This is a genomic window from Nonomuraea sp. ZG12 (genome assembly GCF_052068115.1).
In the GTDB taxonomy this organism is placed as follows: domain Bacteria; phylum Actinomycetota; class Actinomycetes; order Streptosporangiales; family Streptosporangiaceae; genus Nonomuraea.
Genome location: NZ_JBQHCW010000005.1, coordinates 48242 through 73751, shown reverse-complemented (window position 1 = coordinate 73751; position 25510 = coordinate 48242). Strand labels below are relative to the sequence as shown.

General features: G+C 71.0%; 23 protein-coding genes. 12 read left to right on the top strand and 11 right to left on the bottom strand.

The features are described 5' to 3' along the window. Positions 1-3 precede the first annotated feature (3 nt). From ACTMTF_RS17015 to ACTMTF_RS17000, 4 genes are read left to right on the top strand one after another with little or no spacing between them, the layout of a single operon-like run. Complete coding sequence (locus ACTMTF_RS17015; protein ID WP_441111532.1) at positions 4-1194, top strand: lipid-transfer protein; 1191 nt, start codon at positions 4-6, stop codon at positions 1192-1194. Next, complete coding sequence (locus tag ACTMTF_RS17010) at positions 1194-1655, top strand: MaoC family dehydratase N-terminal domain-containing protein (RefSeq protein WP_441111531.1); 462 nt, start codon at positions 1194-1196, stop codon at positions 1653-1655. Before ACTMTF_RS17015 ends, ACTMTF_RS17010 begins: the two co-directional genes overlap by 1 nt. Beyond that, positions 1656-2063, top strand: coding sequence for a MaoC/PaaZ C-terminal domain-containing protein (locus ACTMTF_RS17005; protein ID WP_441111530.1), 408 nt, complete (start codon positions 1656-1658; stop codon positions 2061-2063). 32 nt (positions 2064-2095) lie between these two features. After that, positions 2096-2923: an SDR family NAD(P)-dependent oxidoreductase gene (locus tag ACTMTF_RS17000; protein ID WP_441111529.1), complete on the top strand. Its 828-nt coding sequence runs from the start codon at positions 2096-2098 to the stop codon at positions 2921-2923. 23 nt (positions 2924-2946) lie between these two features. Here ACTMTF_RS17000 and ACTMTF_RS16995 read toward each other — a convergent pair whose 3' ends face one another. Beyond that, positions 2947-3801: a helix-turn-helix transcriptional regulator gene (locus ACTMTF_RS16995; RefSeq protein ID WP_441111528.1), complete on the bottom strand. Its 855-nt coding sequence runs from the start codon at positions 3799-3801 to the stop codon at positions 2947-2949. A 101-nt stretch (positions 3802-3902) separates the two neighbouring features. Between ACTMTF_RS16995 and ACTMTF_RS16990 the strand changes: the two genes are divergently transcribed. Beyond that, positions 3903-4838, top strand: coding sequence for an SDR family NAD(P)-dependent oxidoreductase (locus ACTMTF_RS16990; protein WP_441111527.1), 936 nt, complete (start codon positions 3903-3905; stop codon positions 4836-4838). A 72-nt stretch (positions 4839-4910) separates the two neighbouring features. Here the strand turns inward: ACTMTF_RS16990 and ACTMTF_RS16985 are convergent, their stop codons facing one another. After that, on the bottom strand, positions 4911-5729 hold the full coding sequence (locus ACTMTF_RS16985; protein ID WP_441111526.1) for an SDR family NAD(P)-dependent oxidoreductase: 819 nt from the start codon (positions 5727-5729) through the stop codon (positions 4911-4913). A gap of 83 nt (positions 5730-5812) precedes the next feature. On the opposite strand from ACTMTF_RS16985, the gene ACTMTF_RS16980 reads away from it, so the two are divergent. Further along, positions 5813-6238, top strand: coding sequence for a MarR family winged helix-turn-helix transcriptional regulator (locus ACTMTF_RS16980; protein ID WP_397007016.1), 426 nt, complete (start codon positions 5813-5815; stop codon positions 6236-6238). 81 nt (positions 6239-6319) lie between these two features. On the opposite strand, the gene ACTMTF_RS16975 is transcribed toward ACTMTF_RS16980, so the two are convergent. The 9 genes from ACTMTF_RS16975 to ACTMTF_RS16935 all read right to left on the bottom strand — a co-directional run bounded on the left by ACTMTF_RS16975 (position 6320) and on the right by ACTMTF_RS16935 (position 15213). Then, positions 6320-7222 (bottom strand): SDR family NAD(P)-dependent oxidoreductase, encoded by a 903-nt coding sequence (locus ACTMTF_RS16975; protein ID WP_441111525.1) that lies wholly within the window; start codon positions 7220-7222, stop codon positions 6320-6322. 33 nt (positions 7223-7255) lie between these two features. Further along, positions 7256-8614: an alkaline phosphatase family protein gene (locus ACTMTF_RS16970; RefSeq protein ID WP_441111524.1), complete on the bottom strand. Its 1359-nt coding sequence runs from the start codon at positions 8612-8614 to the stop codon at positions 7256-7258. Next, a complete protein-coding gene (gene eboE / locus ACTMTF_RS16965; RefSeq protein WP_441111523.1) occupies positions 8614-9729 on the bottom strand; it encodes a metabolite traffic protein EboE in 1116 nt (371 codons plus the stop codon). The genes ACTMTF_RS16970 and eboE overlap by 1 nt, the downstream gene beginning before the upstream one ends. A 5-nt stretch (positions 9730-9734) precedes the next feature. After that, the gene (locus ACTMTF_RS16960) at positions 9735-10583 is read right to left on the bottom strand and encodes a TatD family hydrolase (RefSeq protein ID WP_441111522.1); all 849 of its coding nucleotides are present in this window, start codon (positions 10581-10583) and stop codon (positions 9735-9737) included. Further along, a complete protein-coding gene (locus ACTMTF_RS16955) occupies positions 10580-11071 on the bottom strand; it encodes an EboA domain-containing protein (protein WP_397007008.1) in 492 nt (163 codons plus the stop codon). The genes ACTMTF_RS16960 and ACTMTF_RS16955 overlap by 4 nt, the downstream gene beginning before the upstream one ends. Next, complete coding sequence (locus ACTMTF_RS16950; protein ID WP_441111521.1) at positions 11022-11891, bottom strand: sugar phosphate isomerase/epimerase family protein; 870 nt, start codon at positions 11889-11891, stop codon at positions 11022-11024. Before ACTMTF_RS16950 ends, ACTMTF_RS16955 begins: the two co-directional genes overlap by 50 nt. Then, a complete protein-coding gene (locus ACTMTF_RS16945) occupies positions 11888-12814 on the bottom strand; it encodes an SCO3242 family prenyltransferase (RefSeq protein WP_441111520.1) in 927 nt (308 codons plus the stop codon). Before ACTMTF_RS16945 ends, ACTMTF_RS16950 begins: the two co-directional genes overlap by 4 nt. Continuing rightward, a complete protein-coding gene (locus tag ACTMTF_RS16940) occupies positions 12811-13809 on the bottom strand; it encodes an inositol-3-phosphate synthase (protein WP_441111519.1) in 999 nt (332 codons plus the stop codon). The genes ACTMTF_RS16945 and ACTMTF_RS16940 overlap by 4 nt, the downstream gene beginning before the upstream one ends. Positions 13810-14058: 249 nt before the next feature. Further along, positions 14059-15213: an ROK family protein gene (locus tag ACTMTF_RS16935; protein WP_441111518.1), complete on the bottom strand. Its 1155-nt coding sequence runs from the start codon at positions 15211-15213 to the stop codon at positions 14059-14061. A gap of 218 nt (positions 15214-15431) precedes the next feature. Here ACTMTF_RS16935 and ACTMTF_RS16930 point away from each other — a divergent pair, with 218 nt between their 5' ends. The 6 genes from ACTMTF_RS16930 to ACTMTF_RS16905 are packed head-to-tail and all read left to right on the top strand — an operon-like array spanning position 15432 to position 25490. Beyond that, positions 15432-16874 carry a sugar ABC transporter ATP-binding protein gene (locus tag ACTMTF_RS16930; RefSeq protein WP_441111517.1) on the top strand — a complete coding sequence of 481 codons (1443 nt, stop codon included), beginning with the start codon at positions 15432-15434 and terminating at the stop codon, positions 16872-16874. After that, on the top strand, positions 16871-17863 hold the full coding sequence (locus ACTMTF_RS16925) for an ABC transporter permease (protein ID WP_441111516.1): 993 nt from the start codon (positions 16871-16873) through the stop codon (positions 17861-17863). The genes ACTMTF_RS16930 and ACTMTF_RS16925 overlap by 4 nt, the downstream gene beginning before the upstream one ends. After that, positions 17860-18795 (top strand): ABC transporter permease, encoded by a 936-nt coding sequence (locus ACTMTF_RS16920; RefSeq protein WP_441111515.1) that lies wholly within the window; start codon positions 17860-17862, stop codon positions 18793-18795. The genes ACTMTF_RS16925 and ACTMTF_RS16920 overlap by 4 nt, the downstream gene beginning before the upstream one ends. Next, positions 18782-20002 (top strand): substrate-binding domain-containing protein, encoded by a 1221-nt coding sequence (locus ACTMTF_RS16915; RefSeq protein ID WP_441111514.1) that lies wholly within the window; start codon positions 18782-18784, stop codon positions 20000-20002. Before ACTMTF_RS16920 ends, ACTMTF_RS16915 begins: the two co-directional genes overlap by 14 nt. A gap of 4 nt (positions 20003-20006) precedes the next feature. Next, positions 20007-20840 carry a sugar phosphate isomerase/epimerase family protein gene (locus ACTMTF_RS16910; protein WP_441111513.1) on the top strand — a complete coding sequence of 278 codons (834 nt, stop codon included), beginning with the start codon at positions 20007-20009 and terminating at the stop codon, positions 20838-20840. A 51-nt stretch (positions 20841-20891) separates the two neighbouring features. Next, a complete protein-coding gene (locus tag ACTMTF_RS16905) occupies positions 20892-25490 on the top strand; it encodes a ThuA domain-containing protein (RefSeq protein WP_441111512.1) in 4599 nt (1532 codons plus the stop codon). Positions 25491-25510 lie beyond the last annotated feature (20 nt).

Sequence of the window (25510 nt, the reverse complement as noted above, 5' to 3'; positions counted from 1 at the left end):
GTCATGAGCGGCAAGGTCATCGTCGCGGGAGTCGGCATGATTCCCTTCACCAAGCCCGGGAGGAGCGATACCTACGACGTCATGGGCGCGGAGGCGGCACGCCGCGCGCTCGCCGACGCGGGCGTGGAGTACCCAGCGGTGCGGCAGTCCTATGTCGGCTTCGTCTACGGTGACTCCACCTCGGGGCAGCGGGCGCTCTACCACCTGGGTCACAGCGGCGCGCCGGTCGTCAACGTCAACAACAACTGCTCGACCGGGTCGTCGGCTCTGTGGCTCGCCCGTCAGGCGGTGGCGAGCGGGCAGGCGGACGTGGCGCTCGCGCTCGGCTTCGAGCAGATGAACCCCGGCGCGCTCGGCTCGGTGTGGTCCGACCGGCCGGACGTGCTGGGCTCCTTCGCGCAGGTCCGGGACCAGGTGGCAGGGGTTCCGGAACCGGGCACGCCGCCCGCGGCCACCTATTTCGGCGCGGCGGGCCAGGCCTACGTGGACGAGCACGGGATCGACCCGGCGACGTTCGCCCACATCACCGTGAAGTCCCGCAGGCACGCGGCGGCCAACCCGTACGCGGTGTTCCGTGCTCCTCTCACGGTCGAGGACGTGCTGGGCTCACCGCACATCTACGGCCCGCTCACCCGCTATCAGTGCTGCCCGCCGACCTGCGGGGCAGCGGCGGCGGTGCTGGTGTCGCCGGAGTACGCCAGGAAGCACGGCCTGCGCGCCGACGTCGTGATCGAGGCGCAGTCGCTGGTCACCGACCAGCCGGCCACGTTCGAGGGTGACCTGCGCAAGCTGGTCGGCTACGACATGACGGTCGCCGCCTCGCGCCAGGTCTACGAGGAGTCCGGCATCGGCCCTGAGGACATCGGGGTCGTGGAGCTGCATGACTGCTTCACGACCAACGAGTTCCTCACCTACGAGGCCCTCGGCCTCACTCCGGAAGGCACCGCCGAGAAGTTCGTGCTCGACGGAGCCAACACCTACGGCGGCAAGGTCGTCACCAACCCCTCCGGCGGGCTGATCTCCAAGGGGCATCCGCTCGGCGCGACCGGGCTCGCCCAGGCGGCCGAGCTCGTGTGGCAGCTGCGCGGCCGGGCGGAAGGCCGTCAGGTGGACGGCGTCGACGTCGCGCTGCAGCACAACCTGGGACTGGGCGGCGCCTGCGTCGTCACGCTGTACAAGAAGGTGAGCGGCTGATGGGACTGGACCGGTCGCTCATCGGCGCGGAAAGGGCCGGGGGCACACTGCTCGTCACCCGCAGCCAGCTGCGGATGTTCGCCAAGGCCACGGGACAGACCGACCCGGTGTTCGTCGACCTCGACGCCGCCCAGCGGGCCGGGCACCGCGACCTGCCCGTGCCTCCGACGTTCTTCTTCGGCGTCGACCTCGAAGTGCCGGACCCGTTCGGTCACCTCACCGAGCTCGGCGTCGACCTGCGCGCGGTGCTCCACGGCGAGCAGGAGTTCGCCTACCACCGGCTCGCCTACGCCGGTGACGAGCTCCGCTCGTCGTCGAAGGTCGTCGACGTGTACGAGAAGAAAGGCGGCGCGCTGCGGTTCCTGGTGACCGAGCTCCCGATCAGCGACCAGGACGGGACGGTCGTCGTGACGATGCGGAACACCCTTGTGGTCCGCGCACTGCCGGAAGTGAGCTCCTGAATGGCCTTGGACGTGCAGCCGGGCAGTCGGCTCGACGACCTGACCGTCTCCCCGATCTCCCGCACCACCCTCGCGCTCTTCGCGGGCGCGTCCGGTGACCACAACCCGATCCACATCGACCTCGACGTGGCCAGGTCGGCCGGTCTGGACGACGTCTTCGCCCACGGCATGCTGTCCATGGCCTACCTCGCGAGGCTCCTGACGGACAACTTCCCGCTGGAGCGGCTGCGGTCGTACAAGGTACGGTTCGCCGCCATCACGCCGATCCACGGCCGGCCCACCTGCCAGGCCGTGGTCACCGGCGTCGACGACGTCGACGGCGAACGGGTCGCCACACTCGATCTCACGGTGGCACTCGCCGACGGCACGGTGACCCTCACCGGTGAGGCCAAGATCGCGCTCGACTGACCCCCTGCACGCACAACCTGAGGATGGCAATCATGGGAAAGCTGAACGGCAAGTCCGCCCTCGTCACCGGCGCCGGGCGGGGGATCGGCCGGAGCATCGCGCTGAAGCTCGCGAGCGAAGGCGCCGCCGTCGTCGTGAACGACCTCGACGAGGACCCCGCCCGCGAGGTGGCCGAGGAGATCCGCAAGAACGGCGGCACGGCGGTGCCGTTCCCCGGCAGCGTCACCGGTGACGGCTTCGCGCCGGCGTTCGTCGGCGCCGCGGTTGACACCTTCGGCGGCGTCGACATCATCATCAACAACGCCGGGTACACCTGGGACAGCGTGGTGCAGAAGATGACCGACGAACAGTGGCACGCCATCGTCGATCTGCACCTGAAGGCGCCGTTCGACATCCTGCGCGCCGCCCAGCCGGTGATCAGCGCGGCGGTGCGGAAGGAGCGGGCGGACGGGCGGACCGTCCACCGCAAGGTCGTCAACATCTCCTCGGTCGCGGGTCTGTTCGGCAACGCGGGGCAGGCCAACTACTCGGCCGCGAAGGCCGGGATCGTGGGGCTGACCAAGACGCTCGCCAAGGAGTGGGGCCGCTACAACGTCAACGTCAACTGTGTCGCGTTCGGTTTCATCCAGACCCGGCTCACCGAAGCGACGGCGGACGGTGACGCGTACATCGACGTCGAGGGGCGGCAGATCAAGGTCGGCGTCAACCCGCAACTGCTGGAGACCCTCAACCGGGCGATCCCGCTGGGCCGCGCCGGCACACCGGACGAGGCCGCCGGCTCTGTCGTCATGTTCACCTATCCGGAGGCGGACTACGTCAGCGGCCAGGTGATCGTCACCGGCGGCGGGTTCGAGGGCTGACGGCGTGGAGGACGCGTATCCGGTCAGGGGGCAGGCTCGACCAGCGTCTGGGTGCCGAGAACGATGGCGAGGGCGAGGCGCTCGGCGTCCTCGGTGCCGGGCTCGGCGGTGTAGACCAAGATGCGGAGATCGTCCAAGGCGACGATGAGCGCGTCGCAGTCGAGCGTGATCCGGCCGACCGCGGGGTGGTCGACGACCTTGCGTTTCCCCGGGTCCGGGAGCGAAGGCGGGGCGTCGGCGTCCCAGAGTTCGGCGAAGCGCCGGCTCTGGTCCGTGAGCTGCGCGATGAGCTGCCGGAGCGCTCGATCGGCGGGATACCGGAAGGCGGTCAGTCGCAGGTCGGCGACGAGTCGCGCCTCGTGCTCGGCCTGTTCCGCCGCGGTCTGCACGGTGCGGGTGCCGGGGCCGAGGAGGTTGCGCCAGATGGCGTTGCGTTCGATCCCGTGCCAGGTGGACGTCTCGCCCATGAGCGCGTCGTACGGCGCGTTGGCCAGGACGAGCGTCCAGGTCGCGTCGTACACGACGACCGGGGTGTGCGACAGCCGGTCGAGCAGCCGCTGCACGCTCGGCGTGACGCGCGACGGAACGACGTCCGGGCCGGGCGCGCTGTGCCCGGCCAGCCGGTAGAGCAGGGCCCGCTCGGTGTCGGACAGGCGTAGCGCCTGCGCTAGCGCCTCCACCACCTGCGCGGAGGGCGCGGTCGCCCGGCCCTGCTCCAGCCGGGTCAGATAGTCGGCCGAGATCCCGGCGAGCCCGGCCAGCTCCTCGCGCCGGAGCCCGCTCGCCCGGCGTCGCCGGCCGACCGGAACGCCGACGGTCTCGGGCGTCACACGATCACGCCAACGGCGCACCATCCGGCCGAACTCCCACGACTCCACGTGTCCAGTGTGCGGGAAGATGCACCCGTTGTCGTGGCCCCGGTGGTCCTATGACAACAGGGCGGCTGGCTGACCGGCCCGCGTTCGCCGAAGCTCGATCCATGACGAGCACACTGATCACCGGCCCCACCCGGGGTCTGGGCCGGGCCGCCACCCTCGCCATGGCGGACCGCCCTGACGGCGAACGCCCCGACCTGCTGCTGGTGGGCCGTGCCGGAAAGGCGCTCACGGAGATCGCCGCCGAGGCCCGCGCGCGCGGGGCGAACGTCCACGAGATCGGCTGCGACCTGGCCCGGCTCGCCGACGTGCGGGCCGCCGCGGCGGCTGTGCGGGACCTGCTCGACACCCGGACGGTACGGCCCCTACGGGCGCTGATCGCCAATGCCGGCCACATGTCGGCCGACACCCGCGTCGCCACCGCCGACGGCTACGAGAAGACCTTCGCGGTGAACTACCTCGCACACGCCCAGCTCATCGGCGACCTGCTCGGCTCACTCACCGAGCCCGCCCGTATCGTGCTGCTCGGCTCGAACGTCTACAGCGCCAACCTCGGCCGGCGGATCATGGGCGTGCCCGCCGCGAAGTGGCGCGACCCCGTCGAGCTCGCCCGGCCCGCGACTGGGGACAAGAACCCGGGCCTCAACGCCGCCGGCGTCGCCTACGCCAACGCCAAGCTGGCGATCCTCTACTACGCTCACGAGCTCCAGCGCCGCGCCGGGTCCGGCATCAACGTCTCGGTGTTCGAACCCGGCTGGATGCCCGGCACCGGACTGGGCCGGGAGGCGCCTCCGGCCCTCCAGGCGGTCGGACGCGGCGTGGCGCGCCTGCCCGGCGTGGCCACCCCGGAACGCTCCGGGCCCGCGCTGGCCTCGGTCGCACTCGACGACAAGTGGGCGAACCTGCGCGACGGCGCGTTCGTGGTGATCGACAAGGTGACCGAGGTACGGCCCATCGCCCGTGACCAGGAGCGGGAACGCCACCTGTGGGAGGCCACCGCCCGACTCCTCGAAAGAGCGGGCACGCCTGGAGGAAGGTGAAGCCGAGGCGGACCGGCCTGGTGCGCCGTCACCGCGAAACGTTCGACCGTCTCGTCGTCACGGGTTCTGGTGTCATGACGTGGCGGGGTCGAGATCGCTGACGTCCTGGAATCCGGCCTTGCGGTTGAGGCCGCCGGTGATCCGGGCGACCGTGGTCCGGGGCAGCAGGCGCGATGCCCAGGTCCCGGCACGGTTGAAGGCGCGGCCGGGATAGGAGGCGGACCGGCCGCGGGCGAAGTCGTCGAGCGTGTTGGCCGCGACGCTCTCCGGGGTGTCCGCCTTCGGGTCCATGGAGGCGGTCGTACGGCTGAAGAATCCGGTGTCGGTGGCCCCCGGATGCGCTGCCATCACGCGCAGGCCGGTACCTCGGAGTTCTTCGGCGAGCGCCTCGGTGAACGAGAGCACGAACGCCTTGGTGGCGGCGTAACTCGCCTGATACGGCATGGGCTGGAAGGCGGCCGAGGAAGCGACGTTGATGACGCCGCCTTGACCGCGTTGGAGCATGTCGGCGACCAGAAGGTGGGTCAGGCCCACCAGTGCGGTGATGTTCACGTCGACTGACTGCAGATTGGGTTCGAGAGGGCGGGTCAGGAAGGGGCCGACCGATCCCAGCCCGGCGTTGTTGACCAGGAGGTCGACGTCCAGGCCGAGACGCTTGATCTCGTCGGCCACCGCCTGCGGGGAATGCCGGTCCGAGAGGTCGGCGGCGATCACGTCCACCCTGACGTGGTGCGCGGCCTGGATCTGCCCGGCAAGATCGCGGAGCACATCGGCCGAGCGGGCGACGAGGATGAGGTTCGCACCTCGGCGGGCGAGCTCGCGCGCGTAGGCCTCGCCCAGTCCCTTCGAGGCGCCGGTGACCAGGGCTGTGGTGTTCGCGTAGGCGTGCATCAGCGGTCGCTTCCTGTTGAATGCTTCGATACTCGAATCAAGTTAACACTTCGAGTCTCGAAGTACCAAGTTAGGATGGGCTCATGACCCGAAGCGTCCTTGAAGCGGTAGTGGTGGCGAACCACAAGACGTTCATGCTGACCAGTGACGGGATGGAAGCCGCGCTGGCTGAACATGGCCTGACGCACGCGACCGCTCAGGCCCTCTGGATGATCGATCCGCACGAGCCGCCGCCGTCGATGAAGGTGATGGCCAATCGGCTGTTCTGCAACGCGCCCAACCTCAGCTTCGTCACGAACCAGCTGGTCGACCGGGGGTTCGTCGAGCGGTCCGTCGACCCCGACGACCGCCGTTCACGCGTGCTGACACTGACCGAGAGCGGGCGGCGCGCACGGGCCGCAGTGATCGCGAAGACGCTGGCCACGAGCCCGTTCGCCCGCCTCGGCCCCGAAGACCTGCTGCAGCTGATGAACCTCCTGGACAAGGCGCTCCCACCCGCCGAGCGGTGAGAGATCCCGGCGAGCCCGGCCGGCTCCTCGCGCCGGAGCCCGCTCGCCCGGCGTCGCCGGCCGACCGGGACCCCGGCGGTCCTATGACGGGGCGGGGTCGAGATCGCTGACGTCGGCGAAACCGAACTTGCGGTTGACGTCGCCGGCGACCCGGGCGGCCGTGGTCCGGGGCAGCACGCGCGACATCAGGGTCCAGGCACGCTGGGAGGCGCGACCGGGATAGGAGGCGGGCCGGCCGCGGGCGAAGTCGTCGAGCGTGTTGGCCGCGACGCTCTCCGGGGTGTCCGCCTTCGGGTCCATGGAGGCGGTCGTACGGCTGAAGAATTCGGTGTCGGTGGTCCCCGGATGCGCTGCCATCACGCGTAGGCCGGTGCCCCGGAGTTCTTCGGCGAGCGCCTCGGTGAACGAGAGCACGAACGCTTTGGTGGCGGCGTAACTCGCCTGATACGGCATGGGCTGGAAGGCGGCCGCGGAAGAGATGTTGATGACCCCGCCATGACCGCGTTTGAGCATGTCGGCGCACAGAAGGTAGGTCAGGCTCACCATGGCGGTGATGTTCACGTCGATCGACTGCAGATTGGGTTCGAGAGGGCGGCTCATGAAAGGGCCGAGCGATCCCAGCCCGGCGTTGTTGACCAAAAGGTCCACCCTCAGGCCGAGACGCTTGATCTCATCGGCCACTGCTTGCGGGGAGTTGCGGTCGGAGAGGTCTGCGGTGATCACGTCGACCCTGACGTGGTGCGCGGCCTGGATCTGCTCGGCAAGATCGCGGAGCACATCGGCCGAGCGGGCGACGAGGATCAGGTCGGCACCTCGGCGCGCGAGCTCACGCGCGTAGGCCTCGCCCAGTCCCTTCGAGGCACCGGTGACCAAGGCTGTGGTGTTCGAGTAGGCGTGCATGAGCGATCCGCTTCCTGTTGGATGCTTCGAGACTCGAGCCCAGTAAAACACTTCGAGTCCCGGAAGCACCCAGGGGGCGGTCATGACCCGAAGCGAATCCGCCGAGGGGTGCGAGGCTCAGGACATCCGCCGCGCGCCGAGCTCCGCCGTCGCCTGCTTCGCCAGGGTGACGAGCAGCTCCTTCACCTCCGTCGCGGCGTAGGAGTCGCCGTCGAAGGGGCCGAGGAGCACCGGGCCGTCGGCGGGGTCGTCGGGCAGGCGGCCGTGGCTGCCGCGCACGGGCGCCGGGTTCAGCGGCACCACGTTCATCAGGTATCGGAAGCCGAGCTTCTTACGGGCCAGCGCCAGCCCGGCGCGGGCCTTCACCAGTGGATCGGCGGGGTCCATGAACAGCTCGGCCGGGTCGTAGCCGGGCTTGCGGTGGATGTCCACGAGCCGCGCGAAGTCGGGCGCGCGGTCGTCGGTGAGCCAGTAGTAGTAGGTGAACCAGGCGTCGGGCTCGGCCACCGCGACCAGTTCCCCCGCCCGCTCGTGGTCCAGGCCGTATCTCGCCTTCCCGCCGCCGTCGAGCACCTCGTCCACCCCGGGCAGTTCTCCTAAGACGTCGCGGGCGCGGTCCACGTCGGCCGGGTCGCGTACGTACACGTGGGCGATCTGGTGGTCGGCCACGGCGAACGCGCGGGAGGCCCACGGGTCCAGATACTCCATCCCGGCCTGGGTGTGCACCTCCAGCAGCCCGGCCCGGCGCAGGGCCCGGTTGACGTCGACCGGCCGCGCGGCGGCGGTGATGCCGTACTCGGAGAGGATCACGAAGGTGGCGTCCTCGGCGAGCAGCGGCGCGAGCGCGGCGTCCACCTCCTTCGCCGCCGCGATGGCCTCGGGGCCGTCGGGGCCGTACCGCTGGAGGTCGTAGTCGAGGTGCGGCACGTAGACCATGAGCAGCCCCGGGCGCTCCTCGCGCAGGATGTGCCGGGCGGCCGAGACGATCCACCGCGAGGAGGCGATGCCCGCGGTCGGCCCCCAGTAGCTGAACAGCGGGAACGTGCCGAAACGCGACTCCAGGTCGTCGTGCAGCGACGGCGGGCGGGTGTAGCAGTCGGGCGACTTACGGCCGTCGGCGTGGTAGATCGGGCGCGGCGTGACGAGCAGGTCGCTGGCCGCGCCCATCGCGTACCACCAGCAGACGTTGGCGGTCTTCAGACCCGGGACGGCGTCCCAGAGCTGGCCGCCCTGGACGAGGGCGTTGTGCTGGCGCCACAGCAGTACCTCGCCGAGGTCGCGGAAGTACCAGCCGTTGCCGACGATCCCGTGCTCGCGCGGCATCGCGCCGGTGAGCAGGGTGGTCTGCATCGAGCAGGTGACGGCGGGCAGCACCGGCCGCAGGGTGGCCGCGGCCCCGACGGCGGACACGTTGGGCATGTGCGCGAGAAGACGCGGCGTCAGGCCGACCACGTCGATGACGACGACGGGGGTCATCAAAGCTCCTTCAGTCCGAGGGCGAGCAGTTCCCGCCGGGTCCAGTCGAGCTCCGCGGCCATGCCCTCGGCGAGGTTTCCGTTGCCGCCGCCCTCGGCGGGCAGCACCGACCAGGTGTAGGTCTCGACCTCCAGGTGCCGGGTGCGCGGCGTGGCACCGCCCAGCAGCGTGCCGAGAAGCCCGCGCAGATAGGGCGAGGTGGTGGTGAGCGGCGGCGGGGCGGCGGCGTGCAGCGGCATGTGGAAGTGCACCCGCCAGGTCTCCCCGGACGGCAGGCCGCCCGCCAGCGCCTCGGCCAGGTCGTCGGTGAAGCCGGAGGCGGAGCGGGACTGGTGCAGGAAGCGCGGCTCGTCGAACGACGCCAGCGCGGCGTGCGTACCGGGCGGGGCCTCGATCGCGCACGACACCTGGAGCTTCACGATCGGCAGGTCCAGCTCGACCGCCGGGTCCTCGAAGCCGACGGCGAGATGACAGGCGTCGAGGCAGACGCCGAGGAAGTCGCGGTCCACGTCCCGCAGGTGACGTGCGGCCTGGGCGGTGGTCTCCACGATGCAGCCCGGTTCCGGCTCGAACCCGACCCTGATCACCTTGCCCGCCCGCTCGGACAGCTCGCGCAGGCCGCGCGCCAGCTCCGTCAGCATGCGCGCCGTCGTGTCCGCCTTGGCGTCCGTCCAGCCGGTACGCCAGGCCAGGGGGAGCGTGGAGATCGTGCCTTCGGTGACGTCGTCCGGAAGCAGGGCGGCGAGGATCTCGGCCAGGGCGAGGGTGTAGTGGAGGCGGTCGGCGCACGCCCAGTCGGGGGAGTAGACCCGATATTTCACCACCTCCTGGTGGAAGCCGCGATAGGGGAAGCCGTTGAGCGTCACGACCTCCAGCCCGAGATCGGTGAGCAGGCCGCGCAGCCGTACCAGCTCGGCGCGATCGGCGAGCAGCGCGTGCGCCGCGTCGTACGGCAGCCACAACCCCACCCCCAGCCGCTGGACGCCGAGCAGGTCGCGCACCCGTGCCGCGAAGCCGGAGAGCTGGGCACGGATGCCGGGTAGGTCCTCGGCGGGATGGACGTTCGTGCAGTAGGCGAGATGGACGAGCGAGCCGTCCGGATGCAGCAGGCGCATCGGCGTCAGCCTCGCTTGATCGTGTTGCCCGCGTACTCGGCGGGGGCCTCGGCAGGGTGATCATCGAGAGCCAGTCTGCCGCTCTGGCCGTAGAAGGCGACCGGGTTGTGCCACAGCACCCGTTCGACGTCGTCGGCGGTGAACCCGGCGGCCGCCATGGCGTCGGCGACCTGCCTGGTCTTCAGCGGGTCGCTGCGGCCCCAGTCGGCGGCCGAGTTCACCAGCATCCGCGCGGTGCCGTACTCCTTGAGGATCGCCACCATGCGGTCCGGGTCCATCTTCGTGTCGGGGTAGATGGAGAAACCCATCCAGCAGCCGGAATCGGCGACCATGCCGACCGTCAGCTCGTTGAGATGATCGACCAGGACACGCTCGGGCGGCAGGCCCGAGGCCGCCACGACGTCGAGCGTGCGGCGGGTGCCGGCCGTCTTGTCCCGGTGCGGCGTGTGCACCAGCACCGGCAGGTCCGCCTCGGCCGCCATGGTGAGCTGCGCCTCGAAGACCTCCTCCTCGCGCGCGGTCATGGAGTCGTAGCCGACCTCGCCGACCGCGACCACCGCGTCCTTCAGCAGGTAGCGCGGCAGCTCCGCCAGCACACCCGCGCACCGGGGGTCACCGGCCTCCTTCGGGTTGAGCGCCAGCGCGCAGCGGTGCTGGATGCCGTACTGCGCCGCACGGTACGGCTCCCAGCCCAGCAGGGCGTCGAAGTAGTCCAGGAAGCTGCCCACGTTGGTGCGCGGCTGGCCCTGCCAGAAGGCGGGTTCGACCACGGCGCGCACGCCCGCGGCGTACATGCGCTCGTAGTCGTCGGTGATCCGTGACGTCATGTGGATATGGGGGTCGAAGATTCTCATCGGAGCCTCTCCAGCACGTCCTCGGGGACTGTACGGCCCGCCGCCCGCCGTTCGGCGGCGTGGTCGGCGAGCATCCGGGCGAGCTCGGCGTCGTAGCGCCGGTCCAGGCCGGCCACCTCGGCGAGGGGGATCGACATGAACACGCACTTGAGCACGCCCTGGCGGAACGCGTGATCGTCCAGCCAGCGCGAGCCGTACGGGCCCAGCGCGGCGGCGATCAGCCGGGTGTCGTTGGTACGCAGCGCGTCCTCGACGATCGGCAGCGCGGCCGGGCCGAGATCGAGGTCCGGCAGCGCGCGCAGGATCGACAGGCGTTCGCCCGCGTCGCCGTCCCGGTAGAGCGTCATGATCGTCTCGGCGTCCAGCAGGGCCAGCAGCGCCGGGCGCGCCTCCGGCCCGCCCTTCCGCTCGGCCTGGGGGAACAGGCGGCGCACCGACTCAGGGTCTTCCCGCGCCTGCCGTACGGCCCAGGTGGTCCATTCGTTCATGCGCCCTCCTCAGGAAGTCGATCGATCGGCTGGCCACGTCGGGCGCCGCGTGGCCGTGCCGTCCCAGCTCGACCGCGACCTGTCCCCGGTAGCCGTCGAGCGCGGCGAGCGCCGGCGGGAAGTCGATCTCGCCCTCGCCGAACTCCAGATGCTCGTGCACGCCCCGGCGCATGTCCTCGATCTGCACATGCACGAGGTACGGCAGGGCACGGCGGACGCACTCCGGTACGTCGTACGGCTCCACGCAGCGGCAATGCCCGATGTCGAGCGTCAGCCCGAGCCTTTCGGGGCCGCCGAGGGAGTCGCGGAGCCGTTCGTAGCCCGCGAGGTCGGCCACGAGCATGCCCGGCTCGGGCTCGAACCCGAGCACCACGCCGCTGCGCTCGGCCTCATGGAGCAGGCGCTCGCAGCCGCGGGCCAGCCGCGCCCACGCCTCGTCCGGGGGCAGGCCCGCCGGGTTCGCGCCGCTCCACAGGTGCACCACCGGGGCGCCGAGATCGGCGGCGACTCGCATCGCCCTGGTCAGATAGTCGATCCGGAGATCGGCGGCGTCGTCCAGTAGCGTGGGATGGTGCTTGCGCCGGGGGTCGAGCGTGTAGCGGCCGCCGGTCTCGACGACGGCGTTCATGCCCAGGCGGCCGAGGAGCTCGCCGATCGCCGCTACCTCCCTGGGCAGGCCGGGGGCGTACGGGTCGAGGTGGCCGTGATCCAGGGTGATCGCCGCCCCGGTGTACCCGAGCTCGGCGAGCACCTCCAACGCCTCCGGCAACCGGTGCCCGGAGAACCCGTTGGTGCAGTACGACCAGTTCAGGGCGGTCATGAGGTCGCCAGCCGGGCGGAGAGTGCGCGGCCCGCCGGGAGGGCGGCGAGCAGTGCGGTCGCCTGGGCGAGCCGCCCCTGTCCGGCGATCACCGCCGCCTGCAACGGGATCAGGGCGAGGATCGCCGTCCGCACCGCCTCCCGCACGCGTTCCGGGCTCGGATCGGCGCGCAGTCCCGCCTGCGTACGCGCGGCGGCCCCCGCGTACCCCGCCAGCAGCACCCCCGCCACCACCGCGCCGACACCCTCCGCCGGGCCTCGGGTCGCCTGGTGGCGGACCGTCCTCCCGGCACGCCCCCGGGTCTCCTGGCGGGAGCGCAGGCAGGCGAAGGCGGTGAGGGTGGCGGCCGTGGCGGTGGCGGTGAGGGCGGCGTTGACGGTGCCGCGCTCGGCGCCCTTCACCTCGGCGCGGCCGAGCACGCTGATCCCGTACGTGTGCGCGCCGATCGCCAGCGCCATCGGCGCGGCCCGTCGGGTTCGTTCCCCGGCGCCGAGCAGCACGTCGAGGGCGCGGCAGGCGGCCATCGCCGCCGGGGCGGCGGCCGTCCCCTTGAACAGCAGGTCATAGGACCAGACGCAGCCCGCCAGCATGCCCGCGAGCGTCAGGCTCCGACGCCCGCCCGCGAGCGCGGCGGCGGCCAGGCCCCCGGCCGTCAGGCCCACCGCCACGCCCAGCGCGGCGGTGGGCGTGACCCGCTCCGACGGGATGGGCCGCTCGGGCCGCTCGACGGCGTCGACCTCCCGGTCGGACCAGTCGTTGAGCGCCATCCCGGCCCAGTACAGCAGCGTCGAGGCGAGCGCCAGCCCGTACACCGCGGGCCGCCGCGCACTGGCCGCCCCCGCCATGGTGTCCCCAGGCACCGACACCGCCGCCGGCGCCCGTACCAGCTCCAGCAACGCCCGCACGTCCGGTCCCGCCCTCACGTCAGCTCCCCGGCGAACGCGCGGAGCCGTTCGTACTGCGTGGCCAGGCCGTGCTCGCTGGAGCCGAGTGGATCCTTGAAGAAGTAGCCCAGGTCGGGGAGCACGCCGACATGGCCCTTCTCGTGTGCCCGTGCCACCAGGCGGGCCAGGTCGAGGACGAGGGGGGCGGCGAGTGCGGAGTCGCAGCCCTGCCAGGTGAACTGCAAGGACATCCGGGTGCCGAGGAAGCCGTCGAAGGTCACGTGGTCCCAGGCGGTCTTCCATTCGCCGAGGTCGGCGACGTAGTCGATGTGGGTCCGTCCCTCGACCTCCTCGCCGAGCACCGCGGGGACGGCGCGTGCCTTGGAGATCTCCTTGCTCGCGCGGGCGGCCGGGTCGGCCAGGGTCGCCCCGTCGCCGCCGCCGAGCAGGTTCAGGCCGGACCAGGAGCGGACCCGCAGCGAGCGGGCGGCGAACATCGGCACGAGCGCGCTCTTGACCAGGGTCTCGCCGGTCTTGCCGTCCCGTCCGGCGTAGGGCACGGACTCGCGTGCGGCGAGCTCCGTGAGCGCGGGGAGCGTCGGTCCGGGGGATGGGGTGAACTCCACGTAGCCGCAGCCCGCGCGGAAGGCGGCGTAGGCGTAGCGGCTGCTCGACGGGAGGATGTCGGCGCCGGCGGCCTCCAGCAGGGCCAGGTCCTCGAACTCCGGGCGGGAGACGGCGGGAGGCTCCGTAGAGGAGACGTTGATCACGACGATCCGGGAGAGGCGGTGCCGTTCGCGGAACTCGACGAGGTCCTCGATGAGCCGGGCCACCGGGACGCCGCCCGGCCTGATCTCCGCGTCGGCGGCGTCGAGATCCCGGCCGAGCCGGGCGGGCAGGGTGGCCGGGACGACGCCGGATTCGCTGAGCCGCTCGGCCCGTTTGCGCAGTGAGATGTCGGTGATGTCGTGGCCGCCCAAGACCAGATCGGCGATGCGAGGGAGAGTGCCGGGGAAGCCGGGTAACTCGGTCACACAGCCTTGGGACGGGACTAACGCCGACCTGATGGCGGCGGCTCCGATCGCGACGGTCGTCGCGACGGAACCGCGCGCGCCGACAAGCCAGACACCAACGGTCACGGGCACCTCCGGACATATGTTGATATTCGGTGTATAGACCCGCTTTTGCCGGAAGTAAAGAGCATTTTGTCGTTAGAGATACTTACATGTGCCGATTTCCGCCAAAAGTCGGTTGCGGGAGAGCGGAACGGCAGGGCGCGGCGGTCAGCGCTGGACGGACTGGTCCACGGCGTCGGGGGCGAGGACGTGGTCCACGACCATGGCGGCGGCGCCGGTGACACCCGCTCGCGCGCCCAGAGCGCTGGGGCGGATGTCGAGGCGCTGGGTGGCCAGGGGGAGGGAGCGGCCGTAGATCACCTCGCGGACCCCGGCGATCAGGTGCTCGCCGGCGTCGGCGAGGTCGCCGCCGATCACGATCTGGGACGGGTTGAAGAAGTTGACGATCGAGGCCAGGACCAGGCCCAGCTCCCGGCCGCTCTGTCGCACCAGCCGGATGGCCCGCGTGTCGCCCGCCCTGACCAGCCGTACGACATCGCGCGCGTCGGCCGTCTGGAGCCCTTCTCCGCGCAGGCGCGCGGCCAGCGCGCCGCCGCCCGCGACCGCCTCCAGGCAGCCGATGTTGCCGCAGCGGCACACCACCTCGGACCCGGGCACGCCGATGTGCCCGATGTCGCCCGCCGCACCCCGGGCGCCGCGGTGCAGGCGGTCGTCGGCGATGATGCCGCAGCCGATGCCGGTGCCGACCTTGGCGAACAGCAGGTGACCGGCCTGCGGGCCGGCGGCGGTGTGCTCGCCGAGCGCCATGATGTTCACGTCGTTGTCGACCAGCACGGGAGCGCTGATCCGGGAACCGAGCCAGGTGGTGACGGAGAAGCCGTCCCAGCCGGGCATCAGCGGGGGGTTGACGGGACGGCCGCTCTGGTGGTCGACGGGACCGGGCAGGCCGACGCCGAGCCCGCAGACGTCGGCCAGGCCGTGGCCGCACTCGGCCAGCAGCTTGGTGAAGTTCTCAAGGAGCCAGCCGAGACAGGGCTCGGGGCCCTTGTCGATGGCGAGGTCGCCCGCGTGTTCGGCGAGTATCGCGCCGTGCAGGTCGGTGATGGCGAGGTGGGCGTGGGTGACGCCGAGGTCGGCGGCGAGCACGATGCGGGCGAGCGGGTTGAAGGCGAACGCGGTGGAGGGCCGGCCTCCCGAGGAGATCGTGTCTTCGGCGGGCACGATCCAGCGCTGGAGCAACAGCGCGTCGAGCCGCTGCGAGACGGTCGATCGTGCCAGGCCGGTGAGCTGGACCAGCTCGGCCCGGGTGCGGGCCTGGCCGTCGCGCAGGATCGAGAGCAGTGCCCCTGGCGAGTCTGCCAACTCCGACCCCTTTCCGTCCGCGGGTCGAGGGTTACGGCGAATTCTAACTCACTTTTGCTTGACCATCGTCATATGACGGATTTACCATCCCGAAACATGGAGGACATTAGCCGATATTCGGCTGATAACCGTCGGATGTGTATTTCATACGTCCGTCACACCCCCCACCTCCACGGACATCCCGCCTCGCCCCCTGCCTCGGCAGGGGAGGAGGCGGGATGCTGAGCATGACCGGCATCGGAAAGAGTTTTCTCGGTGTCCGGGTGCTCGAAAGCGTGAATCTCGCGGTGACCGCGGGCGAGGTCCACGCGGTGGTGGGAGAGAACGGCGCGGGCAAGTCAACTCTCATGAAGATCCTCACCGGGGTCCACGCACCGGACGAGGGCACCATCGAGATCGACGGCCGCCGCGTGTCGTTCGGGCACCCGCTCGACGCCCAGCGTGCCGGAGTCGCGATCATCTACCAGGAGTTCAACCTGCTGCCGGAACGCAGCGTCGCCGAGAACGTCTTCCTGGGCCGCGAACCCGTACGGCGCGGCATCGTCGACCGGGCCGCCATGGACGCGGCGACCGCCCGGCTGCTCACCGAGATCGGTGAGGACTCCTTCGGCCCCCGCCGGCCGGTCAAGCGCCTGTCGGTGGCCCAGCAGCAGGTGGTCGAGATCGTCAAGGCGCTGTCGCTGGACGCCCGGATCGTCGTGATGGACGAACCGACGGCGGCGCTCGCCGAGCACGAGGTCGCGCTGCTGTACCGGCTGGTGCGGCGATTACAGGAGCGGGGCATCGCCGTGCTCTACATCTCCCACCGGCTGCGCGAGGTGTTCGACCTGGCCGGCACCGTCAGCGTCCTCAAGGACGGCAGGCTGGTCACCACGGTCCCCACCCGCGACGTGACCTCCGACGACCTGATCAGGCTCATGGTCGGGCGCGACCTCAGCAGCTACTTCCCGCCCCGCTCCACGTCACCCGGACAGACCCGCCTGCGGGTCAGCGGCGGCGGCAACGACCGATTACACGACATCGACCTGGAGTTGCGCGCGGGAGAGATCCTCGGCGTCGCCGGGCTCCAGGGATCAGGCCGCTCCGAGCTGGCCAAGGCGTTGTTCGGCGCCGAGCCGTTCACCAGGGGCGAGATGACGCCGGTGCGCCCCCGATCGGTCCGCGAGGGTGTGCGCGCCGGGATCGGCCTGGTCACCGAGGACCGGAAGGCCGAGGGCCTGGCCCCCCGCCAGTCCGTACGCGACAACGCGCTCCTGGTGGCCCGCGCGGTGGGCGGCGGTGGCGGCCGCGACGGCATCCGCGAGCTGCTGGACCGGGTGCAGCTCAGGCCGCCCAGCCCCGAGCAGGAGGTCCGCTACCTCTCCGGGGGGAACCAGCAGAAGGTCGTCCTCGCCAAGTGGATGACCGTCGCCCCGAAGGTGCTGCTGTTCGACGAGCCCACCCGCGGCATCGACGTCGGCGCCAAGGCGGCCATCCACGATCTGATGCGCGAGCTCGCCGGGGAAGGCGCCGCGATCATGATGATCTCCTCCGAGTTGCCCGAGCTCATCGGCATGAGCGACCGGATCATCGTGCTCAGGGAGGGCCGCGTCGCGGGCGCCCTGCCGGCCGGCGCGTCGGAGGAGGCCATCATGCACCTGGCCGCCGGGGAGGTCGCATGACGGCGATTCCCGGACGCGGGGCCCGGCTGTCCGCGCTCACCGACCCGACCCGGGTGGTCTTCCTGGCGCTCGCCGGGGTGATCCTGATCGGCTGGGTGCTGGTCGCCATGTCCGGCGGGCAGTTCCTCACCCTGGAGAACATCGTCGGGGTGCAACAGCGCTCGGCCGCGCTCGGCATCGTCGCCGTGGGCCAGACGCTGGCCATCCTCGCCGGCAGCCTCGACCTGTCGGTCGCCTATCTGATCAGCCTCACCTCGCTGGTCGCGGCCGAGACCATGGCCGGCCAGGACGCGGGCGTCGTGCCCGCGGTGGCCGCGGTGGCGGGGATCAGCGCGCTGGTCGGGCTGGTCAACGGCCTGGTGATCACCAAGTTGCGGGTGCACGCCTTCATCGCGACGCTCGGCGTCGCGCTCATCATCAAGGGCATCGTCGATCACCTCTACGACGGCCCCGCCGGGCGGGTCCCGGAGTCCTTCCAGCATCTCGGTTACGACCGGATCGGGCCGGTTCCGGTCTCGGCGCTGCTGTGGGCGGCGGTCGCGCTCGCCGCCTGGTTCCTGCTCCGCCGGACCAGGTACGGCTACCGCGTGTACGCCGTCGGCGGCGACCTTGACGTGGCCAGGCTCTCGGGCATCCGCACCGACCGGGTGGTGATCGTCACGCACGTGCTGTGCTCGTTGTGCGCGGGGATCGCCGGGCTGCTGCTGGCCAGCAGGCTCGGCGCCGGAGCGCCGACCGTGGGCACCGACGGCGGGTACGACCTCGAGTCCATCGCCGCCGTCGTCCTCGGCGGCACCGCGCTGGCCGGCGGCAGGGGTGGGGTGGCGGGCACGGTGGGCGGCGTGCTGCTGCTCGCCGTCCTGGACAGCCTCTTCAACCAGCTTGAGGTGAACTCCTTCGTCAAGGACGTCGTGCGTGGCGTGGTCATCGTGGCCGCGGTGGCCGTCTACGCGCGCCGTACCGGCATGCTCGGAAGGAGACGGGCGTGAGACGCGCGCTGCCGATTCTCGCGGTGCTGGCCGTCCTGCTGGCCGCCATCGCCATCGCGAACCCGTTCTTCCTCGAACCGGCGGGGTTCCTCGCCTTCGTCCGCCGCGCCGCGCCGCTGGTGATCCTCGCCGTGGGCCAGTACCTCGTGATCGTCTCCGGCGAGTTCGACCTGTCGGTCGGCTCGCTGGTCACCGTCGAGGTGGTCGTCGCCGCCCGGCTGATCGACGGGAACGAGGCGGCCACCTGGCCGGTCCTGGCCCTGCTGATCGCCTTGGGGCTGGTCGTCGGGCTGGTCAACGGTGTGGTGACGACCCTGCTGAAGGTGCCGTCGTTCATCACCACGCTCGGCATGATGCTGGTGCTGTCCGGCGCGGTCTTCCTGTGGACGGGCGGCGCCCCGCGCGGCGCGCTGTCGCAGGGCTTCCGGATGTTCGGCAGGGAGACCGGCTGGGCCGTGCTCATCCTCGTGCTGGTGGCCGTCGCCGCCGTCCTGCTCATGCGGGCGAACTTCGGCAGGACCCTCATCGCCACCGGGGACAACGAGCGGGCCGCAGCGCTGTCCGGGGTGCGGGTCGCCCGGGTGCGGATCCTCGCGTTCGCCCTGTCCGGCCTGGCCGCGGCCGTCGCCGGGATCCTGCTCGGGGGGTTCGCCGGCGTCTCGGCCCAGGTCGGCCAGGGGCTGGAGTTCCAGGCCATCACCGCCGTCGTCCTCGGCGGGGTCGTGCTGGGCGGCGGGCGCGGCACGGTCGTCGCCGCCATGGCCGGCGCGTTCACCCTGGAGGCCCTGTTCACCCTGCTCAACCTGTACGGCATCTCCGGCGCTCTGGAGTTCACCGTGCAGGGCGTCATCATCATCGCAGCCGTGGCTGCCGGAGCCGTGAGACTCCCCTCCCTTTCCCGAGCCAAAGGAGACGCACATGCCGCGTCCTAGCCCGCTCGTCCACGCCGCCGTGGCGCTGACGACGCTGACGATGCTCGCCGCCGCCGGATGTACCAGCGACAGGCCCGCGACCACCGCGAGCCAGGCCCCCGGCGCGTCCTCCTCGGCGGGACCGGCCGCCGGTACGGGGGAACAGTCGAAGTTCTTCGTCCAGGCGGACTACGACGCCCAGCTCGCCATGCGCGGGAAGGCGGCGCAGGGGCCGGCGGACAAGCCGTGGGAGCAGGCCATCGACCCGAAGATGGTCGACACCGCCACCCACAAGAAGGACGGGCCGTACGAGATCTGCTTCTCCAACGCGGCGGTCAACAACCCGTGGCGGCAGGTCGGCTGGCGCAGCATGCAGGCCGAGGTGGCACTGCACAAGGACATCGAGAAGTTCACCGCCCTCGACGCCGAGGGCAAGGACGACAAGCAGATCTCCGACATCGCCGAGCTCCAGGCCAAGGGCTGCGACGCGCTGATCATCTCGCCCAACACCACCGCGACGCTCACGCCGGCCGTGAAGGGCGCCTGCGACGCGCTGCCGGTGATCGTCTTCGACCGGGGCGTGGAGACCGACTGCCCGGTCACCTTCATCAAGCCCATCGGCGGCTACGCCTTCGGCGCCGACGCCGCGGAGTTCCTGGTGGAGAAGGTACCGGCGGGCGGGAAGATCCTCGCCCTGCGGATCAGCCCCGGCGTGGACGTGCTGGAGACCCGCTGGTCGGCGGCGAAGGTCGCCTTCGACGCCAGCGAGCTGGAGGTCGCCGGCGTGGAGTTCACCGACGGCGACGCCGCCAAGAGCAAGGGGATCGTCAGCGACTACATCCAGCGGCACGGCAAGATCGACGGCATCTGGATGGACGCCGGGGCGACGGCGGTGGCCGTCGCCGAGGCGTTCGAGGACGCCGGGCTGCCCGTCCCGCCGATCACCGGCGAGGACCAGCAGGACTTCCTGCGCAAGTGGAAGGACGACGGCCTCACCGCCATCGCCCCCACCTACCCCACCTACCAGTGGCGCACGCCGATCATCGCCGCCCTCAAGATCCTCAAGGGGGAGGAGGTGCCGGAGGTGTGGAACCTGCCCCAGCCGAAGATCACCCAGGCGAACCTCGACGACTACCTCCAGCCCAACATGCCGCCCCTGCACTACGCGCTGTGCGGTTGTGAGGACCTGCCCGGCTTCCCCGAGAACTGGGGCGGGAAGAAGGGCTGACGCCATGTTCCCCATCGGAGTGAACACCTGGGTGTGGACCTCGCCGCTCACCGACGAGGACCTCGCCCACCTGGTCCCGCGGATCGCCGGTTGGGGATTCGACGTCGTCGAGCTGCCGGTCGAGCGGCCCGGCGACTGGGATCCGCACCGCGCCGCGGACCTGCTGGCGCGGCACGGGCTGGCCGCCTCGGTGGTCCTGGTCATGCCGCCGGGCCGTGAGCTCGTGGCCGCGTCGCCGGACACCGTCGGCGAGACGCAGGACTACCTGCGGCACTGCGTCGACGTGGCGGTCACCGTCGGCTCGCCGGTGATCGGCGGCCCCGCGTACTCCTCGGTCGGCCGCACCTGGCGGATGTCCGCCGACGAGCGGCGGGCCGTCTACGCCGAGCTGCGGCGGAACCTGGAACCGGTCGTGGACCACGCCGCAGGCCGGGGCGTGCGCGTGGCCGTCGAACCGCTCAACCGCTACGAGACCAGCCTCGTCAACACGGTCGAGCAGGCGCTCGACGCCCTGCCCCCCGGGTGCGACCTCTGCCTGGACGTCTATCACCTGAACATCGAGGAGAAGGACCCGGCACGGGCCGTGCGGGCGGCGGCCGGGCGGGTCGCGCACGTGCAGGTCTGCGGCACCGACCGGGGCACGCCCGGCGCCGACCGGTTCGACTGGCCCGCCTTCGTCAAGGCCCTGCGCGACACGGGGTACGACGGGTCGCTCGTCATCGAGTCGTTCACCGCGCACAACCGGACCATCGCCACCGCCGCCTCCATCTGGCGGCCGCTCGCTCCCACCCAGGACGAACTCGCCACGGAGGGCCTGGCGTTCCTGCGCACCCTGTAACCAGCCTGTACAGCTCATCTCCTGCACCCCCCTCTCACCTGGAGATGCGACATGCGTCGTCTGCTTGCCGTCCTGTTCCTCCCGATCCTCTTACTCACCTGCCTGGTGGGGACCGCCCGGGCCGACACCGCGCACCACGAGCCCTTCCGGGCCCTGCTGTTCACCAAGGCCGTCGGATTCGTGCACGGCTCGATCCCCGCCGGTATCCAGATGGTCCAGCAGCTCGCCACCGAGCACGGCTTCACGGTGGTGCAGAGCGACGACTCCAGCGTCTTCAACGACGCCGACCTGGCGACCTTCGACGTGCTGATCATGCTGCAGAACTCCGGCATGATCTGGGAGAACGACGCCCAGCGCCAGGCGATGCAGAAGTACGTGCGCTCCGGCAAGGGTGTCGTGGCCGTGCACAACACGCTCGACATGGGGATCGAGAACGAGTTCCCCTGGTGGGACGACCTCGTCAACGGCGGCGCGCACATGCCGGCGCACTCGCCCGGCACGCTCCAGGGCACGGCGAAGGTCATCGACCGCGTCCACCCCTCCACCAAGACCCTGCCGCTGCGCTGGCAGCGGGCCGAGGAGTGGTACAACTTCGCGCCCAACCCGCGCGGCGACGTGCACGTCCTGGTGACGGCCGACGAGACGACGTACAACCCGGGCGGCTCGGCGATGGGCGCCGATCACCCGATCTCCTGGTGCCGCAACGCCGAGGGCGGCCGGGTATGGGCCACCGCCATGGGCCACGAGTCCGCCGCCTACTCCGAGCCGCTCTTCCGCGAGCACGTGCTCGGCGGCATCGGCTGGGCCGCCGGCGTCGAGGCCGGTGACTGCGGCGGCACGGTGTACGGCAGCTACGAGAAGATCACGCTGGACGACAACACCGCCGACCCGATGGAGCTGGACGTCGCCGCCGACGGCCGGGTGTTCTACATCCAGCGCCGGGGCGAAGTGAAGATCCACAAGCCCGACACGCACACCACGGTCACCGCCGCCACCCTCGACGTCTACACCGGCGGCGAGGACGGCCTGGTCGGCATGGAACTCGATCCCGACTTCGCCGACAACGGCCACATCTACCTCTACTGGTCACCCGCCGACAGCGACGATGACGTGAACCGGCTCTCCCGCTTCACGGTGAACGACGACAGCATCGACCCGGCCACCGAGAAGAAGATCATCGAGGTGCCCGCCTACCGGGGCAGGACCTACCCCGAGCCCGGCCACACCGGCGGCGCGGTGGAGTTCGGCCCGGACGGCACGCTCTACCTGAGCACCGGCGACGACGTGCCGCCGAACCTCTCGCCCGACTGGCAGGGATACGCCCCGATCGACTGGCGGCCCGGCCAGCACATGCTCGACGCCGCCCGCACCGCGGGCAACACCAACGACCTGCGCGGCAAGATCCTGCGGATCAGGCCGAAGGCCGACGGCGGCTACGACATCCCCGAGGGCAACCTGTTCGCGCCGGGAACGGAGCGGACCAGGCCCGAGATCTACGCCATGGGCTTCCGCAACCCGTTCCGGTTCACCGTGGACCAGGAGACCGGCCACGTGCACGTGGCCGACTACGGCCCCGACCGCGGCGGGCCCACCACCGACCGGGGACCGGAGGGCCTCGTCGAGTACAACGTCATCGAGGAGCCGGGCAACTACGGCTGGCCGTTCTGCCACGGCGACAACCAGGCCTACGCGCCCTACAACCCCGACACCAAGGTCATCGGCCCCAAGTTCGACTGCGCCGCCCCGGTGAACGACTCGCCGAACAACACCGGCCTGACCGAGCTGCCACCGCTGAAGCTCCCCGCCCTGTGGTACGGCTACGACACCTCGCCGGCCTTCCCCGAACTCGGCTCGGGCGGCGCCGCCCCGATGTTCGGCCCCGTCTACCGCTACGACGCGGACAACCCGTCCGCGACCAAGTTCCCGCCGTACTTCGACGGGGTCGGCTTCTTCTACGAGTGGTCGCGCAACTACATCAAGGAGATCCACCGCGACGCGGACGACAAGGTCCTGAAGATCAACGACTTCCTGCCGGACGTGCCTTTCGTCAAGCCGATGGACCTGACCTTCGGCCCCGACGGCTCGCTGTACCTGCTGGAGTGGGGCAGCAACTTCGGCGGCGGCAACAACGACTCCGGGCTCTACCGGATCGACTACTCCGCCGGCGCCCGGGCCCCCGTCGCCAAGGCCGCCGCCTCGCGCACGAACGGGCCGGCTCCGCTCACGGTCGAGTTCGACAGCGCCGGGACCTTCGACCCCGACGGCGACCCGATCACCTACGCGTGGGACTTCGACGGCGACGGCGACTTCGACTCCGACCAGCCCAGGGCCACCCACGTGTACGAGAGCGCGGGCAGGTTCACCGCCCAGCTCAAGGCGGCCGACTCGACGGGCAAGGAAGGATTCGCCAACATCGAGGTGACGGTGGGCAACACGGCGCCGACGGTCACCCTGGAGACGCCGATCGACGGAACGCTGATCGAGTTCGGCACCGACGTGCCGTACACGGTGAAGGTCACCGATCCCGAGGACGGCACGATCGACTGCGACGACGTGTTCGTCAACCCCGCGCTGGGCCACGACGACCACGAGCACGAGACCACCGAGATCCCCGGCTGCCAGGGCTCGGTCTCCACCAGCGGCCTCGGCGGGCACCCGGCGGGCGCCAACCTCTACTACGTCATCAACGCGCACTACACCGACAAGGGCGGCAATCCGCTCACCGGTTACGCCAAGGCGATCCTGCAGCCCAAGCGCAAGCAGGCCGAGTACTTCACCTCGATGTCCGGCGTGCGCGTCATCGACCAGGGCGGCGCCGAGAGCGGCAAGCGCATCGGCGACGTCAGCGACAACGACTGGGTCGCGTTCAGCCCGATGGACCTCAACGGGATCGACGTCGTCAGTTACCGGGTGTCCACGCCGTTCGGCGGCGGCTCCATCGAGCTGCGCGCCGACTCGCCCACGGGCACGCTGCTGGCCACCACACCGGTCCCGAACACCGGCGGCTGGGACACCTACCAGATGACCCCCTCGGTGCCGGTGCGCTCCGACGTCCGTACCAGGACGCTCTACGTCGTGTTCAAGAACGCCCGTAACAACGGCTTCGACCTGGACGCCGTCCAGTTCGGCGGCGAAGGCGGCGGCGGCCAGGGCCCCGAGGCGGGGAACTACACGCTCACCGCGCAGCACAGCGGCAAGAACGTCGCCGTGCAGAACGGCTCCGTCGACGACGACGCCCTCATCGTCCAGATGGGCGCCTCCTCGGGGACCGAGCAGCGGTGGGAGGCGATCCGTCTCGGCGGCGGCGCCTACCAGTTCAAGAACGTCAAGAGCGGCAAGTGCCTGGACGTGCCCAACGGCTCCACCGAGGCCGGCGTCCAGCTCCTGCAGTGGACCTGCCACCCCGCAAGCGAGGGGCACCAGATCCACCAGCGCTTCCACCCGGTGGCGGCCGGAGAGGGCTGGAAGATCAGCTCGGAGGTGAGCGGTCTGTGCCTCGACGTCGAGGGCGTCTCCCAGGCCGACAACGCCAAGGTGGTCCAGTGGACCTGCACCGACACCGACAACCAGAAGTTCCGCCTCACCCCCGACACCGGAGCCGACACCACGCCGCCCGCGACCACCGCCAAGGCGGCCGACCCCGACGGTGCGGACGGCTGGTACACCACCGGCCCGGTCGGGGTCACCCTGTCGGCCACCGACGACGACTCCGGAGTGGCGGCGACCGAATACCGCCTGGACGAGGGCGCCTGGACCCCCTACACCGAACCGGTCCTGGTCAGCGGGGACGGCAGCCGCAAGCTGGAGTACCGCTCCCGGGACGGCGCCGGAAACGTGGAGGAGCCGGGCGCACTCACCCTGAAGATCGACACCACCGCGCCGGTGACCGCGGCGTCGTTCGCCGCCCCCAACGACGCGGGCTGGAACGACGGCGACGTGCCGGTGCTCCTGGCGGCGCAGGACGCCGCCTCCGGCGTCGCCCGGCTGGAATACGCCCTCGACCAGGGGGAGTGGACGGTCTACCCCGATGAGCCCGTGGTCGTCACCGGGGACGGCACGCACGAACTGCGCTACCGCGCCCGCGACACCGCCGGCACCGCCGAACCGGAGAAGGCCGCGGTGCTCAAGATCGACGGCACCCGCCCCACCCTGATGGTGTCCGGCGTGGCCGACGGCGACGTGTACGGCGACGCCCAGGACCTGCGCATCTCCTGGCAGGCCGTGGACACGACCTCCGGCGTCAGGACCGCCTCGGGCACCCTGGAAGGCGCCGCGCTGGCGCCCGACTCGGTCCTTCCGCTGTTCACCCGCCCCCTGGCGCTCCACACCGTGGCGGTGACCGCGAACGACAACGCGGGCAACTCCGTGACGACGAACGTCAGGTTCACCGTCACGACCTCGCTCCGCGACATCCAGAACCTGGTGGACCGCTTCCGCGCCACGAGCTGGCTCACCCTGCCCGCCCACACGGCCCTCACCAGGGAGCTGACCCGAGCCAGGACGGCGGAGGCCAAGGGCAACGACGCCAAGGCCCTTCGCCACCTGACCGCTTTCCAGGCTCTCGCCGCCGATCAGAGCCTGGTGCCACGCCCCGACGTCCGCCAGGTCCTCACCCGCGACGCAGGCAAGATGATCGAAAAGATCGGCTGACTCCACCCTGAGGGCCCCGC

Coding starts and splice junctions, on each gene's coding strand:
- ACTMTF_RS17015 (WP_441111532.1), top strand. CDS start 4: ATGAGCGGCAAGGTCATCGTCGCGGGAGTCGGCATGATTCCCTTCACC.
- ACTMTF_RS17010 (WP_441111531.1), top strand. CDS start 1,194: ATGGGACTGGACCGGTCGCTCATCGGCGCGGAAAGGGCCGGGGGCACA.
- ACTMTF_RS17005 (WP_441111530.1), top strand. CDS start 1,656: ATGGCCTTGGACGTGCAGCCGGGCAGTCGGCTCGACGACCTGACCGTC.
- ACTMTF_RS17000 (WP_441111529.1), top strand. CDS start 2,096: ATGGGAAAGCTGAACGGCAAGTCCGCCCTCGTCACCGGCGCCGGGCGG.
- ACTMTF_RS16990 (WP_441111527.1), top strand. CDS start 3,903: ATGACGAGCACACTGATCACCGGCCCCACCCGGGGTCTGGGCCGGGCC.
- ACTMTF_RS16985 (WP_441111526.1), bottom strand. CDS start 5,729: ATGCACGCCTACGCGAACACCACAGCCCTGGTCACCGGCGCCTCGAAG.
- ACTMTF_RS16980 (WP_397007016.1), top strand. CDS start 5,813: ATGACCCGAAGCGTCCTTGAAGCGGTAGTGGTGGCGAACCACAAGACG.
- ACTMTF_RS16975 (WP_441111525.1), bottom strand. CDS start 7,222: ATGACCGCCCCCTGGGTGCTTCCGGGACTCGAAGTGTTTTACTGGGCT.
- ACTMTF_RS16970 (WP_441111524.1), bottom strand. CDS start 8,614: ATGACCCCCGTCGTCGTCATCGACGTGGTCGGCCTGACGCCGCGTCTT.
- eboE (WP_441111523.1), bottom strand. CDS start 9,729: ATGCGCCTGCTGCATCCGGACGGCTCGCTCGTCCATCTCGCCTACTGC.
- ACTMTF_RS16960 (WP_441111522.1), bottom strand. CDS start 10,583: ATGAGAATCTTCGACCCCCATATCCACATGACGTCACGGATCACCGAC.
- ACTMTF_RS16955 (WP_397007008.1), bottom strand. CDS start 11,071: ATGAACGAATGGACCACCTGGGCCGTACGGCAGGCGCGGGAAGACCCT.
- ACTMTF_RS16950 (WP_441111521.1), bottom strand. CDS start 11,891: ATGACCGCCCTGAACTGGTCGTACTGCACCAACGGGTTCTCCGGGCAC.
- ACTMTF_RS16930 (WP_441111517.1), top strand. CDS start 15,432: ATGCTGAGCATGACCGGCATCGGAAAGAGTTTTCTCGGTGTCCGGGTG.
- ACTMTF_RS16925 (WP_441111516.1), top strand. CDS start 16,871: ATGACGGCGATTCCCGGACGCGGGGCCCGGCTGTCCGCGCTCACCGAC.
- ACTMTF_RS16915 (WP_441111514.1), top strand. CDS start 18,782: ATGCCGCGTCCTAGCCCGCTCGTCCACGCCGCCGTGGCGCTGACGACG.
- ACTMTF_RS16910 (WP_441111513.1), top strand. CDS start 20,007: ATGTTCCCCATCGGAGTGAACACCTGGGTGTGGACCTCGCCGCTCACC.
- ACTMTF_RS16905 (WP_441111512.1), top strand. CDS start 20,892: ATGCGTCGTCTGCTTGCCGTCCTGTTCCTCCCGATCCTCTTACTCACC.